At 32.9% G+C, this 16,730-nt stretch carries 7 protein-coding genes and 2 pseudogenes; all 9 read left to right on the forward strand.

All coding sequences use genetic code 11. From position 1 onward, the window contains the following. Window position 1 precedes the first annotated feature (1 nt). The 9 genes and pseudogenes from panD (at window position 2) to AC0L5U_RS15440 (ending at window position 16,659) form a co-directional block, all read left to right on the forward strand. Complete coding sequence (gene panD, locus AC0L5U_RS15400; RefSeq protein WP_473417374.1) at window positions 2-352, forward strand: aspartate 1-decarboxylase; 351 nt, start codon at window positions 2-4, stop codon at window positions 350-352. A 51-nt stretch (window positions 353-403) separates the two neighbouring features. Beyond that, window positions 404-1,316: pseudogene (locus AC0L5U_RS15405) on the forward strand (lysylphosphatidylglycerol synthase transmembrane domain-containing protein). A 78-nt stretch (window positions 1,317-1,394) separates the two neighbouring features. Further along, window positions 1,395-2,543, forward strand: coding sequence for an alpha/beta hydrolase (locus AC0L5U_RS15410; protein WP_473417375.1), 1,149 nt, complete (start codon window positions 1,395-1,397; stop codon window positions 2,541-2,543). 3 nt (window positions 2,544-2,546) lie between these two features. Beyond that, window positions 2,547-3,907 (forward strand): annotated as a pseudogene (radA, locus tag AC0L5U_RS15415) (DNA repair protein RadA). Between the two features lies 1 nt (window position 3,908). Beyond that, window positions 3,909-4,541 (forward strand): hypothetical protein, encoded by a 633-nt coding sequence (locus AC0L5U_RS15420; RefSeq protein WP_473417376.1) that lies wholly within the window; start codon window positions 3,909-3,911, stop codon window positions 4,539-4,541. 333 nt (window positions 4,542-4,874) lie between these two features. After that, entirely contained in the window at window positions 4,875-8,228 is a 3,354-nt protein-coding gene (locus AC0L5U_RS15425) for a LamG-like jellyroll fold domain-containing protein (protein ID WP_473417377.1), read from the forward strand. 626 nt (window positions 8,229-8,854) lie between these two features. Beyond that, window positions 8,855-12,742, forward strand: coding sequence for a LamG-like jellyroll fold domain-containing protein (locus tag AC0L5U_RS15430; protein WP_473417378.1), 3,888 nt, complete (start codon window positions 8,855-8,857; stop codon window positions 12,740-12,742). Window positions 12,743-12,866: 124 nt separating this feature from the next. Continuing rightward, a complete protein-coding gene (gene ileS, locus AC0L5U_RS15435) occupies window positions 12,867-16,271 on the forward strand; it encodes an isoleucine--tRNA ligase (protein WP_473417379.1) in 3,405 nt (1,134 codons plus the stop codon). 4 nt (window positions 16,272-16,275) lie between these two features. Then, on the forward strand, window positions 16,276-16,659 hold the full coding sequence (locus AC0L5U_RS15440) for a TraR/DksA family transcriptional regulator (protein WP_473417380.1): 384 nt from the start codon (window positions 16,276-16,278) through the stop codon (window positions 16,657-16,659). Window positions 16,660-16,730: the final 71 nt, after the last annotated feature.

Raw genomic sequence — 16,730 nt, forward strand, 5'->3', positions numbered from 1 at the left:
CATGCAAATTCAAGTAGTAAAATCTAAAATTCATAGAGTGAAGTGCACAGGCGCTGAGCTCAATTATATTGGTAGTATCACTATTGATGAAGACTTAATGGAAGCTGCTAATATTATTCAAGGGGAAAAAGTTCAAATTGTGAATAACGACAATGGAGAACGCTTAGAGACCTATTGCATTCCTGGACCCCGCAAAAGTGGAGAAATCACGTTAAATGGTGCTGCAGCTAGAAAAGTTTCGGTTGGAGATACTTTAATTTTAATCACTTATGCATTTATGGATATTGAAGAAGCAAAAATTTTTAAACCTTCTTTAGTATTTCCAGATGAAGCCACAAACTTGTTAAACTAAACGTTTGAATTCCAACATAAAAAAATACTTAAAATTACACTCCCACTAGCATTGGGAGTTTTTTTGGTTTGGTATTCGTTGTCTCAAATTTCTATAGAAGAGCTATTGTCTTACTTTAAAAAAGCCGATTACACTTGGGTTGCTTTGGGTATGTTTTTTGGATTACTAAGTCATTTATCAAGAGCTTATCGCTGGCAATTTCAGTTAGAACCAATGGGCTATAATATTAAATTAGGCAACAGTATTATGGCTGTTTTTGCCACTTATTTAATTAATTATACTATTCCTAGGGCTGGAGAAGTTGCTAGAGCTTCAATTTTAACTAATTATGAAGGTGTGCCTTTCGAAAAAGGTTTTGGTACTATAGTAGCCGAACGTATTGCAGATATGATAGTAATGTTAGGGATTATAACCGTAACACTTTTTTTACAGTTCGATTTTATTTATAGTTTTTTAATAGATAAATTTAATCCTACTAAAATAGGACTTGCTTTAGCTGGGGTAATTATTTTAATCGTATTTTTTTATATTCATAAAACGAAGTAATTCTAAAATTGCTTTAAAGATAAAAAACTTTGTAAATGGTTTAGTAGAAGGTGTTCTTAGTATTTTCAAGATGAAAAAGAAATGGGCCTTTATATTTCATACACTCTTTATTTGGGGAATGTATGTACTCATGTTTTATGTAACATCTTTTTCATTAGACGAAATGCATGATATACCTTTTGCTGCTATTTTAATAGGATTTATCGCTGCAAGTTTTAGTATTGCAGCTACCAATGGTGGTATAGGTTCTTATCCTGAAGCTATTGTTTTAGTATTTACCTCTTTGTTTTTTTTACCAGAAGATCCTAGTCGTGCTTTTGGTTGGATAATTTGGTCATCGCAAACCATACTAATTGTCATTTTTGGTGGCTTATCTCTTATATATCTACCTCTTTTCAACAAGAAAAGATCTAAATAGATTTCAAAGCTCATCTTTTTGAATTGTTGTAGCTTATTTTATACCTTGTCAAGATTATAATTTTAAAGTTTTATTGTTATGAAAACTATATTTGCAGGATTTGTTTTTCTGTTAACTTCAATATGTTTAAATGCTCAAGTAAAGTATGAAAATTTCGATTCTTCTAAATTGGGAGAAGAACGTCAAATAAAAATTCAATTACCAAGAGGTTATAATTCAGATGAAGAAAAAAGATATCCAGTATTTATCGTTTTAGATGGGGATTATTTGTTCGAAGCTGTTGCAGGAAATGTAGATTACTATGCCTATTGGGAAGATATGCCTGAGGCTATTGTAGTTGGAGTAAATCAAATAGATAAACGCTATGATGATTGTATGTATTCCGAACAAAATTCATTACCAGTTGAAACAGGAGCTAGTTTTTTTGAGTTTATTGGTATGGAACTTTTACCTTACATAGATACAACTTATAGAACTGCTAATTTTAGAGTAGCAGTAGGTCACGGTGAAACTGCTAATTTTATTAATTATTACTTATTAAAATCAAAACCAGTATTTCAAGGTTATATAGTTGTTAGTCCAGAGTTAGCACCTCAAATGTTAGAATATATTCCAGAGAGTTTAGGTAAGATGGAATCTAAATTGTTTTATTATTTGGCAAATACAACTGCTGATAATTCATCTATAAAGCAAATGTCAAATGCATTAAACACAGATATAGCTGCTCTTGAAAACGAAAATTTATCTTATAACTTTAACAGTTTTGATAATGCATCACATTATTCCGGACCTGCACATGCCATTCCTAATGCGCTTCAAAATATGTTTAAAGTGTTTCAGCCTATCAGTAAGAAAGAATACAAGGAAGAAATTTTAGAACTAGAAATTTCGCCTGTAGTTTATCTAGAAGAAAAATATCAAGCTATAAAGGATTTATTTGGAATTGAAAAGACGATTCTTATTAATGATTTTAAGGCTATTTCGGCAGCAATTGAAAAAAATCAAATGTTTGAATATTATGAGCCATTAGGAAAACTTGCTAGAAAGCATTATCCAAAAACGTTATTAGGTAACTATTATTTGGGTAAGTTTTACGAAGAAGGTGGCGAACCTAAAAAAGCAATGCGTACTTATCAATCTGGATATACTTTAGATGAAATTGCCGGTATTACAAAAGATATGGTTTTAGAGTTGGCAGATGCTATCAAAGAAGATTTTGGATATTAATTCATGGCTAAAGTAAAAACAACATTTTTTTGTCAAAATTGTGGCACCCAATACGGGAAATGGCAAGGACAATGTAACGCTTGTAAAGAATGGAATACCATTGCAGAAGAAGTAATGCAAAAGCCTGAAAAAAGTGATTGGAAAACACCTTCTAATAATCCAATAAAAGAGTTTCAAAACCTTTACAAATTAAAGATATTGATACTTCTGAAGAGGCACGACTTAATAGTTTAGATGAAGAATTTAATCGTGTTTTAGGCGGAGGAATTGTTCCAGGGTCTTTAACACTTTTAGGTGGAGAACCAGGAATTGGTAAGAGTACTTTACTGCTTCAAATTTCATTAAAATTACCCTATAAAACCTTATATGTTTCAGGTGAGGAAAGCCAGAAACAAATAAAAATGCGGGCAGAACGTATTAACCCTGAGAACAACAACTGTTATATTCTTACTGAAACTAAAACTCAGAATATATTTAAGCAAATAGAGGCTTTAGAACCAGATATTGTTATCGTAGATTCTATTCAAACATTGCATAGTGATTATATTGAGTCGTCGTCTGGAAGTATTTCTCAAATAAAAGAGTGTACTACAGAGTTGATAAAGTTTGCAAAAGAAACTGCTACTCCAGTTATTCTTATTGGGCACATTACCAAAGATGGAAATATTGCAGGACCAAAGATTTTAGAGCATATGGTAGATACCGTACTTCAATTTGAAGGCGATAGGAACCATGTATTTAGAATATTAAGAGCGCATAAAAACCGTTTTGGGTCTACACACGAACTAGGGATTTACGAAATGCAAGGCTCTGGGTTGCGTGAAGTTTCTAACCCTTCAGAAATTTTAATTTCTAAAAAGGATGAAGAGCTTTCTGGAAATGCAATTGCTGCTACTTTAGAAGGTATGCGCCCTTTAATGATTGAGGTTCAGGCATTGGTAAGTACTGCAGTTTATGGAACACCGCAACGAAGTGCTACAGGTTTTAATGCAAAACGATTAAATATGCTTTTGGCAGTTTTAGAAAAAAGAGCTGGTTTTAGATTGGGTGCAAAAGATGTATTTTTAAATATTACGGGAGGCATTACTGTTGATGACCCTGCGATAGATTTAGCTGTAGTAGCTGCAATTTTATCATCGAATGAAGATGAAGCTTTACAAAACGATTTTTGTTTTGCTGCTGAGGTTGGATTATCTGGAGAGATAAGACCAGTTCAACGTGTAGAACAACGTATTTTAGAAGCTGAAAAATTAGGGTTTTCAACTATTTTTGTGTCTAAATACAATAAAATATCACTTAAAAATACTACCATCAAGATTCAGCTGATTTCTAAAATTGAAGATTTAGTAGATTTAATTGTTTAGAATGAAAAAGAAGGTATTCATTTTGGTTTTATTCCTATTTGCGTTTTATTCAGTTAATGCAACAAATACTGGAAAACAGTTGGAGGTTTTTGAGAAATATGAAAAAGCAACCATTCATTTTTTAGATGGGACCTCTATTAAGGGTTATGGTAAGATTGTTAAATTTTTAAAAGTATTTAAGATTAAATTCAAAGCGTCTGAAAGTGGAGATCCTTATGTATGGACAAGTTTAATGGTAAAAGGAATTACATTTCATATTGGTAACGAAAATTTTTATTTTGAATATGTAAAAGTGCGTAAAACAACCGCTCCAATACTACTAGAGTTGGTTGAAAACGGAGAAGTAAATATGTATGTCGTAGTCAATAAAAGATTTGTTACTTATGGTTTTGATTTTGATCCAAAACAAGGTGGATATTGGGAAACATCGTTTTCATATTTTGTTAAAAAGAAAACAGATAAACTAGCAATAAATTTTAATAAAGTTATAAATTTTAAAAAAACAGCTAAGATATTTTTCAAAGGTTGCGATGGAGTTATTAATAGAATTAATTCCAAAGAATATAACATTCAAACCGTGCCAGAAATGGTTTATTATTATAATGACTTCTGTGCAGAAATAAAATCTAAATAATATTTCAAAAAACAAGTTCTCTTAGGTAATTAACTCTTTTAATTCTGAAGTAAATAAAGTTCTATAATCTTACAAAAAATAACGTTTCGTCTAATTGTTTTGTATTTTATCGATGAATTAATTGGTTTTATCGATTATTTAAATTAATTTTGTTTCGTTATTTAATGGGGCATCATTTTAGATATGTTGTCAGTATTGAAGTTTTCTTCCCTCAAGTTTCATTTCAATACAGTTTTGATACTGTAAAGTGAAATTATATTTCATCGATTTTGGTTTTTATCAAGAAAAGTATCTAGCCTGTTTATAATTTTGATTTACCTAAATCTATTAAATATGAAAACAAAGTTACTTTTTTATATACTTTTTGTTTTTTTAATATGTAATTTTTCAATTGCACAAAATTCTGGAGTATGGACTGCTTCAGGAAGCGGTGCTTCTACAACTTGGAGCGCTACTGCGGGAACAGTAAATATTGTTGCTTCTGCAACAAATTATGGTTCAGGAACAGGATATACCTTAAATGATTTTGTAACCTATGATACTATGGGATGTGCAGGTGCTTATAGTGAGCCATCAATTGGAGGTAATCCGTCATTAAGCGTAAGACACACTTTTCCAAATACTGCTCAAATTACGTTTAGCTTTGATAAATATGTAATTGATCCAGTATTAAATTTAGATAGACTAGGAGGTGGTATTGTAAATAACTTAACCTCATCATCTTTAATAAAAGTTATAACACCTGGAGTTACTTTTACAGAATTATCAGAAAACAATGTGCATTTTGTTTCAACTAGCACTACAGTACTAAGGCAGTCTGGACAAACTTATTCTAGTTTGCCATCAGAATGTGGTCCACCAACTGATGGTACTGCTTCAGGTAGTATTAGACTTAATGGAGTTTTTAATACCGTTACTTTTGAAATAAGTATGAGTGCTTCAGGTACTACAAATTCTGTAAACGATAGGTGGGAGTTAGCTTTTAGTAATGTGGTTCCTCTTACTGGACCGATTTCAGCAACAATAGATTTTGATGGTGTAGATGATTATCTGGACACTACCCCTTTTATAACCAACTGGACAGAGGGAACAATTATGGGTTGGATAAAAATTGAAGGCCCTACGGGGGCAACTCTCCCGAATATATATAGCATAGCTGGTCAAGAAAGTATGAGGTTGTTTTTAAATGCAGGAAGAACACCAGCTTTTGCAGTAATTGCTCAAAGCCAAGTTACATCTTCAAGTAATTATCCTTCAAATAATATTCAGGTTCAACCTGACCCTTTGTTGAACATAAGCCTTCAAAATGATTTATGGTATCATGTTACAGGAGTGTTCAAGGCTTCAGATCAAACGATTAAATTATATCTTAATGGAGAACTGGTAGGTACTACAACTGATGCTAAATTAAATTCACAATTAATAACTAAAAATTTTGATGGTAGTCCACATATTTATTCAACAAGAGAATTTACCATAGGGAGGTATCCTACCAATACAAGTCTTGCTGGTTTTGGGCATTTTAATGGTGATATTGATGAAGTACGTGTTTTTGATTCGGCTTTAACAGAGGATCAAATTCAAAAAATGGTATATCAAGAAATTGAGAATAACTCAAATTTTGTAAGAGGAAAAGTGATACCTAAAGATATTGAAGATTTTAATTCTTCTTCAAAAGTCTCATGGAGTGATTTAAAAGGTTATTATCCGATGACGGATATAGCTAATGATTTCACAAATGACTATTCAGCTAGCAGTAATGACTTAAAGCTTCATAACATCAAGACTATTCAAGATCAAACAGCTCCAATGCCTTATCAATCGATAAATGATGGTGATTGGACTAATAAATCAACTTGGTTACATGGAGATGTTTGGGATATACATGACATAGCTACAAATAAGAACCATTGTATTGTGAATATAGTAGATGACATAAGCATAGAGAATTCTATTACTAATCTTGGATTGATAGTAGATTCAGGAAGTACTCTAACTGTAAACGGAGATAATCAGGTTAAGAATAGCTGGTATTTAGAATTAAACGGCACATTAGATTTAATGAACGATTCACAATTAGTACAGACTGAATATAGTGATTTGGTAACCTCATCAACAGGAAAAATACTAAGAAGACAAGAAGGCGCTTCAAGTTCTTATTGGTACAACTATTGGGGGTTTCCAGTTGGTGCTCTAGGAGCAACAAGTTTAACGGATAATAACGCGGCAACAAATAACGCTAATAATTCGACGTTTAACTTAGATATGATTAAGGATGAATCTGGATTTAACTGTCAGTTTACATCAGATTATACATCAAATGGAAATATAAGTAGTTATTGGTTGTTTGTATATATAAATGGTCTTAGTTATTGGGATTGGATTCAAATAGGTACTTCATGGGATCTCCCTCCAGGTATGGGTTATACTCAAAAGGGAACAGGAGTATCAAGTGCATCACAACAATATATTTTTGAAGGCAAGCCCAACAACGGTACAATTCTAGTAGAGGTAGAAGATAAAGGTGGACCTGGATCAGTAGCAGAAGTATCTAAAACGGAATTTTTATTAGGGAACCCATATCCATCAGCTATTGATGTTCATGCATTTATAGATGATAATGCAGGAATAATAGATGGTACACTTCAACTTTGGCAACAATGGAGTGGCGCATCGCATAACTTAAGAGATTACAATGGAGGTTATGCTCAAGTCAATAAGATGGGCGGCGTAAGAGCTCGACAGTTTGTAGGTCTTAAAGGCGAAACCACAGGCGGAGAAATAGGAACAGCAATACCGTCAAGATACTTGCCAGTAGGTCAGGGTTTTATAGTAGAAGTAATAGCTGATGGCAATGTAGAGTTTAACAACGGTCAACGGATTTTTATCAAAGAAGCAGATGCAGATGGAACATATAACAATGGTTCAACATTTTTTAAAGGCAGTACAAACAAAAAATCTAAAGGAACAGCTTCAAAAGGAAATACTTCAAACACTATTCAAAAAATCCGTTTAGAGTTTAATACAGTTGTAGGGCCAGAAGTTAAACGTGAATTGCTTTTAGGGTTTAGTGAAGCAACTTCAGATGCTTTTGATTATGGTTATGATGCCGAGTGTGTAGAATCAAACAACAACGATTTAAACTTGAATTTAGAAGGTAAAAACATGAACATGCAAGCCTACGGTCCTATTTCAGAGGATAAAGTAGTGTCCTTAAATTTTAAATCATCAGGCGATAATACATTTGAAATTAAAATTTCAGAATTGTTGGATATAGAAGAAGATCAAGAAATATATTTACGAGATAATTTAACAGGCGAGTATTTTGATTTAACCAATAAACAACCTTACAGATTTTCATCAGAACAAGGCAAGTTCAATAACCGATTAGAAATAGTATTCCAATCAGAAGCCAGTATATTAAGTACAGAAGAAATCAAAACAGATGAAAACTTTATCTATTATCACAAAGGAAGCCATATGATTTTTGCTAAGAAACTACTAGGAGAGGTTGAGAAATTCACATTGTTTAGTATGACAGGGCAGTCTGTAATGGAGTTGAATAATGTATCAAAATCAGCCTTAGATAAAGGCATAAAACTATCAAATGTAGCAACAGGTACTTACATAGCATGTTTTAGAACAAACACAAGTAAAGTTATTACTAAAAAGTTAATTGTAAATTAATTTAATCTGATGAATTAGGTAAAACGAGTCGAATAATTCATTTTATCGATTAAAAAAGGCTATTCATCGTGTTTTTAATTGTTTTTATCGTATTTTTCACCTAGTTTTGTGTTTATACTTAATTCGAACCATAATATTTTATGGTTATTTAAGTTGAAATATTCTTCCCTCAAGTTTAGTTTCAATGTTTTTTATTGTAATAAGTTTTTCATGTTCAAAATATTACATGAAATAAATAATGAAGTATTAAAATTTGTTTATATAAATTAATTCGATTTACCCAAATCTATTAATTATGAGAATAAAATTACTGTTAGGTGTATTCTTGATATCTCTTTTTTGTAAAAGCAATTGCTCAAACTAATGCGCCAAGTATTCAATCTGGTGTAACATTTCAATGGAGCGATACTCAAACCGCAGCAAATCAATCTGCTACAATTAAAAGTGTTACAGTAAATGGAATTGTATATTTAAATTTCGGATTTCCAATAGGGTATCAATTAACCCAGTTAGGACCAGATGGTCATGGACAAAATAAAATATCAAATAACGGTACTAATATAGAAACTACAAGTGCAAGTGGCACATGGAATGCTTCAGCATTAATAGCTTTTCAAGATTTAAATTTGAATCATTATTTTGGTTCTGGTGCAAATGGTGCTAATATCTGTGATAATTATACAACTGAATCTACAACTAATGCACAAAGGCAAACCCTAACTTACGGAACAGGTATTTTAGCTACCTCAAGTGGTGTTATTGCTGTTACTGAAAGAAATGCAAATAACTGTTTGCATTTGGAGCTATTCGGAATTCCTGCAGGTGGTGGTACTGAGCAATCACTTGGAGAAACATTTATAAATAAAACCTCTACACAATATGGATTTGGTGGCACAGGAAAAATTGGTCCCAATGGTATCGGAACTCCAGGAGCTATTAATCCGCCAAATACAAATTCAGATTATTGGTTAAGCGATAGAGTTGTTGAGAATAAGGGAACACTTGGTATAGCACTATTTTATCTTGATGATATAGCTCCAAATGGTTCTTTAATTACTAAGGCTCAGTTAACAGGTTCTAGTTCAGATCATGCCGATGGAAAACTAATTATTTTTACGCTAGATGATTTTGATGAAGATGGGTATAGTGATGTAGATGATTTAGATGATGATAATGATGGTATTAAGGATACTGATGAGTCTGGAGGTATTGATCCTTCTGCAGATGCAGATATGGATGGTATTCAAAATTATAAAGATGCAGATTATTGTACGTTAAATGCATATGGTGTGTGTTTAAATTTAGATGCTGATTCCGATGGAATTCCAAATCATTTTGATTTAGATAGTGATAATGATGGTATAACTGATGTTAGAGAATCTGGAGGAACTGATATTGATAATAATAGTACTGCAGATGGAGCTATAGGAAATACTGTCACAACAAACGGAATTCCAAGTTCGGCAGGTACAGGCAATACACCTGGAAATACAGATGGTTTAGGAAATGCTGATTTTTTAGATATTGACGCTGACAACGATGGTATACCAGATAATGTTGAGGCTCAAACCACAACAGGATATGTTGCTCCATCCTTGACAATAGATGTTTCAACAGGTATCTACAATAATTATGGTACAGGTTTAGCGCTTACTGATACTGATGGTGATGGGGTATATGATTATATAGATTTAGATAGTGACAATGACACTACTCCAGATATTGAAGAAAATGGTATGGCAAATACCATCTTAAATGTTGATACTGATAGCGACGGATTGGATAATACATTTGAAGGAGGCAACCTCAATGATGGTTATGATGTTAATGATGAAATAAATAATCCTTCAGATTTATCAATATTACCTGATACAGATGGTGATTTGATTTCAGGTGGAGATTTGGATTATAGGGATGTGTTTAATCTTAATCCTCCACCATCAGCAACTATAGATTTTGATGGTGTAGATGATTATGTAGATAGTGATTTAGATTTAAGTGGATTTACTCAAATGACATCCATGGCATGGGTAAGATTAGATTCTGCTTTTTCTGGTACAGGTAGTATTATGAGTCAAGGTGATTTTCAAATTGTAATAAATTCATCACGAGAGCCCATGATAAAACTTAACGGATATTCAATGACTCTTACCAGTTCGGATGCTCTTATAAAAGATGTTTGGACGCATATTACAGTTGTGTTCGATTCTGCTTTGCCTTCAAATAAGTTAAAGATTTATATGAATGGAAATTATAGAACTAGTGCCAACCACGCAGCATTAAGTTCTAGTATTTCTGCATCAGCAAATGCTTTTACGATTGGTAAAAATGCATCATCCAATACAGAATATTTAAAGGGTGATATTGATGAAGTACGTATTTTTGATACGGCACTAACTAGCACTCAAGTACAAAAAATTGTGTATCAAGAAATTACTAATGATTCTGGAGTTGTCTCAGGTAAAATTGTCCCTAAACCCGTAAAAGACGATACAAGCAATGCTACTGTGTCATGGTCAAATCTGCAAGGCTATTATCCCATGACCAATATTATAAATTCAACTACGGATGATTTTTCATCAAAAGGACATACAGCTGAATTACATAATATATTAACAGTACAAGGACAAACTGCACCAATGCCATATAGAACATCAAGTTCAGGTAGTTGGGAAAGTTCAGGAAACTGGGTTTCTGGTGCTGCATGGAATATGAGTGAACTTAACAATTCAGGATACTCAATAGTACAAGTAAGCCATGATATGAATTTAAATTCATCACTAAAAACACAGGGATTGATAGTAGATTCAGGAAGTACTCTAACTGTAAACGGAGATAATCAGGTTAAGAATAGCTGGTATTTAGAATTAAACGGCACATTAGATTTAATGAACGATTCACAATTAGTACAGACTGAATATAGTGATTTGGTAACCTCATCAACAGGAAAAATACTAAGAAGACAAGAAGGCGCTTCAAGTTCTTATTGGTACAACTATTGGGGGTTTCCAGTTGGTGCTCTAGGAGCAACAAGTTTAACGGATAATAACGCGGCAACAAATAACGCTAATAATTCGACGTTTAACTTAGATATGATTAAGGATGAATCTGGATTTAACTGTCAGTTTACATCAGATTATACATCAAATGGAAATATAAGTAGTTATTGGTTGTTTGTATATATAAATGGTCTTAGTTATTGGGATTGGATTCAAATAGGTACTTCATGGGATCTCCCTCCAGGTATGGGTTATACTCAAAAGGGAACAGGAGTATCAAGTGCATCACAACAATATATTTTTGAAGGCAAGCCCAACAACGGTACAATTCTAGTAGAGGTAGAAGATAAAGGTGGACCTGGATCAGTAGCAGAAGTATCTAAAACGGAATTTTTATTAGGGAACCCATATCCATCAGCTATTGATGTTCATGCATTTATAGATGATAATGCAGGAATAATAGATGGTACACTTCAACTTTGGCAACAATGGAGTGGCGCATCGCATAACTTAAGAGATTACAATGGAGGTTATGCTCAAGTCAATAAGATGGGCGGCGTAAGAGCTCGACAGTTTGTAGGTCTTAAAGGCGAAACCACAGGCGGAGAAATAGGAACAGCAATACCGTCAAGATACTTGCCAGTAGGTCAGGGTTTTATAGTAGAAGTAATAGCTGATGGCAATGTAGAGTTTAACAACGGTCAACGGATTTTTATCAAAGAAGCAGATGCAGATGGAACATATAACAATGGTTCAACATTTTTTAAAGGCAGTACAAACAAAAAATCTAAAGGAACAGCTTCAAAAGGAAATACTTCAAACACTATTCAAAAAATCCGTTTAGAGTTTAATACAGTTGTAGGGCCAGAAGTTAAACGTGAATTGCTTTTAGGGTTTAGTGAAGCAACTTCAGATGCTTTTGATTATGGTTATGATGCCGAGTGTGTAGAATCAAACAACAACGATTTAAACTTGAATTTAGAAGGTAAAAACATGAACATGCAAGCCTACGGTCCTATTTCAGAGGATAAAGTAGTGTCCTTAAATTTTAAATCATCAGGCGATAATACATTTGAAATTAAAATTTCAGAATTGTTGGATATAGAAGAAGATCAAGAAATATATTTACGAGATAATTTAACAGGCGAGTATTTTGATTTAACCAATAAACAACCTTACAGATTTTCATCAGAACAAGGCAAGTTCAATAACCGATTAGAAATAGTATTCCAATCAGAAGCCAGTATATTAAGTACAGAAGAAATCAAAACAGATGAAAACTTTATCTATTATCACAAAGGAAGCCATATGATTTTTGCTAAGAAACTACTAGGAGAGGTTGAGAAATTCACATTGTTTAGTATGACAGGGCAGTCTGTAATGGAGTTGAATAATGTATCAAAATCAGCCTTAGATAAAGGCATAAAACTATCAAATGTAGCAACAGGTACTTACATAGCATGTTTTAGAACAAACACAAGTAAAGTTATTACTAAAAAGTTAATTATAAATTAATTTAAACCAAATAACCAACCTAAGATGAAAAAGCCAAAACATTTGTTTTGGCTTTTTTTATTTTAAAAATTAAAGATTTACCAATTATTCATTAAATTCGCGAACTTATAAGATTTAAGAGTAAATGAGCGCGAAATTTCCTGAATATAAAGGACTTGACTTACCAAATGTAGCTAATGAAATACTACAATATTGGCAAGAAAACAACATTTTTGAAAAAAGTGTATCCACAAGAGAAGGTAATGAACCTTATGTGTTTTACGAAGGCCCACCATCTGCAAATGGACTTCCAGGAGTACATCACGTTTTAGCACGTGCTATTAAGGATATTTTTCCACGTTATAAAACCATGAAAGGGTATCAGGTAAAGCGTAAAGCTGGTTGGGATACTCATGGTTTGCCAATTGAGTTAGGTGTTGAAAAAGAATTAGGCATTACAAAAGAAGACATAGGTAAAACCATTTCTGTTGAAGATTATAATGCTGCCTGCAGAAAAGCTGTAATGCGCTATACAGATGTGTGGAATAACCTTACCGAAAAAATGGGCTATTGGGTAGATATGGACGATCCATACATTACCTATGAACCGAAATATATGGAATCTGTTTGGTGGTTGTTAAAACAGATTTACAATAAAAATTTATTATACAAAGGGTATACCATCCAACCTTATTCACCAAAAGCAGGAACTGGTTTAAGTTCTCATGAATTGAATCAACCAGGAACATATCAAGATGTTACTGATACAACCGTTGTTGCTCAGTTTAAAGCAAAAGTAGAATCGCTTCCGGAGTTTTTACAAAACGAAGGAAATATTCATTTTTTAGCTTGGACAACTACACCTTGGACATTACCTAGTAATACAGCCTTAACTGTTGGACCTAAAATTGAGTATGTTTTAGTTGAAACGTATAATCAATACACTTTTGAGCCTATAAAAGTAGTTTTAGCTAAGAAACTTGTCAACTATCAGTTTTCTGGAAAGTTCAATCAAGTTGAAGAAAAATCAGAATTGTTAAGCTATAAATCTGGCGATAAAAAGATTCCGTTTTATGTAGTTAAAGAATTCGTCGGGAAAGATTTAGTAGGTATTAGTTATGAGCAATTATTACCATATGTTTTGCCAAACGATAATCCAGAAAACGCTTTTAGAGTGATTTCTGGAGATTTTGTAACTACCGAAGACGGTACAGGAATTGTACACACAGCACCAACCTTTGGAGCAGACGATGCTTTAGTTGCAAAACAAGCAACTCCAGAAGTGCCGCCAATGTTGGTTAAAGATGAAAATGATAATTTAGTGCCGCTTGTAGATTTACAAGGTCGTTTTCGTCCGGAAGTTAGTGAGTTTGCTGGTAAATATGTAAAGAACGAATATTATGATGATGGTAGAGCTCCAGAGCGTTCTGTTGATGTAGAAATTGCCATCAAATTAAAAGAAGAAAATAAAGCCTTTAAGGTTGAAAAATACAAACACAGTTACCCAAATTGCTGGCGTACAGATAAACCAATATTATATTACCCATTAGATTCTTGGTTCATCAAAGTAACTAATGTGAAAGAGAGAATGCATGAGCTAAACAAAACCATAAACTGGAAGCCTAAAAGTACAGGTGAAGGCAGATTTGGTAACTGGTTAGCAAATGCAAATGACTGGAATTTATCACGTTCAAGATATTGGGGGATTCCATTACCAATTTGGAGAACAGAAGATGGTAAAGAGGAAATCTGTATCGGTTCAGTTGAAGAATTAAAATCTGAAATGGCAAAAGCTGTTGAAGCAGGAGTTTTAGCCAAAGATATTTTTGCAGATTTTGAAGTAGGAAACAATTCCGAAGAAAACTACGCTACTTTAGATTTACATAAAAACATTGTTGATGAGATTGTGTTAGTTTCACCAACAGGACAAAAAATGTTCCGCGAAAGTGATTTAATTGATGTGTGGTTCGATTCAGGGTCTATGCCTTATGCACAATGGCATTACCCATTTGAAAATTCTGATTTAATTGATAAAGGCACAACATTTCCGGCAAACTTTATTGCAGAAGGTGTTGATCAAACTCGTGGATGGTTTTATACATTGCATGCCATTGGAACAATGGTGTTCGATTCTATCGCTTATAAAAACGTAGTATCTAACGGATTGGTGTTAGATAAAAACGGACAAAAAATGTCCAAACGTTTAGGAAATGCTGTAGACCCTTTTGATACTTTAGGAACTTATGGAGCTGATGCTACGCGTTGGTACATGATTTCTAATGCAAATCCTTGGGATAATTTAAAATTCGATTTAGAGGGTATAGAAGAAGTAAAACGAAAATTTTTTGGAACACTTTACAATACTTACTCTTTCTTTAGTTTATATACTAATTTAGACAAATTTAGTTATGCTGAAGTTGATATTGCTATTAAAGATAGACCAGAATTAGACCGTTGGATTTTATCAGAATTACATACTTTAATTCAAAAGGTTGATGCGTATTATGCAGATTACGAACCTACAAAAGCAACAAGAGCAATATCAGATTTTACACAAGATTACGTAAGTAATTGGTTTGTGCGTTTAAGTAGAAGACGTTTTTGGAAAGGTGATTACCAAACCGACAAAATCTCGGCATACCAAACACTTTACACATGTATGGTAACAATTGCTAAATTAGGTGCGCCAATTGCACCATTCTTTATGGATAAACTGTATTTAGATTTAAATGCTGTAACTCAAAAAGAAGCTTTTGAAAGTGTGCATTTAGCAGAATTTCCAGTTTTTGATGCTACTTATGTTGATAAAAGTTTAGAGCGCAAAATGGAAGCTGCTCAAACAATATCATCTTTAGTATTATCGTTAAGAGCTAAAGAAAAGATAAAAGTACGCCAGCCATTGCAAAAAATCATGATTCCTATTTCAAATCAGCAACAGAAAGAGGAGATTCTAGCAGTTTCAAATTTAATCAAACACGAAGTTAATGTTAAAGAAATTGAACTTCTTGAAGATGCTTCAGATATTTTGGTTAAAAAAATAAAACCGAATTTTAAAGCATTAGGGCCTCGCTTTGGTAAAGATATGAAAGCCATTGCTGGTGCTGTAATCAACTTTACAGCTGAAGATATTAACAAAATAGAGCAAAATGGTACTTTTGACGTTGTAATTAATGGAAAAAATATTACTTTAGGACTCGAAGATGTAGAGATTACTTCTCAGGATATTGAAGGCTGGTTAGTTGCTAACGAAGGTGCTTTAACAGTTGCTTTAGATGTAACCATTTCCGATGAGTTAAGACAGGAAGGTATCGCAAGAGAGTTGGTAAATCGTATTCAGAATTTAAGAAAAGATTCTGGTTTCGAAGTAACCGATAGAATTGATGTAAAATTGCAAAGAGACGAACAGATTAAGCAAGCTGTAGACTCAAATATAGACTATATAAAAACAGAAACATTAACAGAAGAATTAGAAATTATTGACCAAATAAATAACGGTATAGAAATTGCTTTTGATGATGTAAATACCAAATTATTTATTACAAAACATTAACATTATGGCTTCAAACAATACAGTAAGATACCCAGATAGTGATTTAGCAGAATTCAAAACACTAATCCAAGAAAAAATCGAAAAAGCACAACACGATTTAGAATTGATAAAAAGTGCGTATATGAACGATCATAATAATGGTACCGATGATACTTCACCAACGTTCAAAGCATTTGATGAGGGTAGTGCTGTTATGAGTAAAGAGTCAAATTCGCAATTAGCAATTCGTCAAGAAAAATTTATTCGTGATTTAAAGAATGCGTTAATTAGAATTGAAAACAAAAGCTATGGGGTTTGTCGTGTAACTGGTAAACTTATCAATAAAAAGCGTTTGGAATTAGTACCACATGCTACTTTAAGCATTGAAGCTAAAAATATGCAGAAATAAATTGCATTTATAATAAATAGTTAACGTCTCGCTTCAAAACGAGACGTTTCTCTTTTAAAAACTACTGTCAT

It is taken from the genome of Jejuia sp. G7-7 (genome assembly GCF_055808955.1).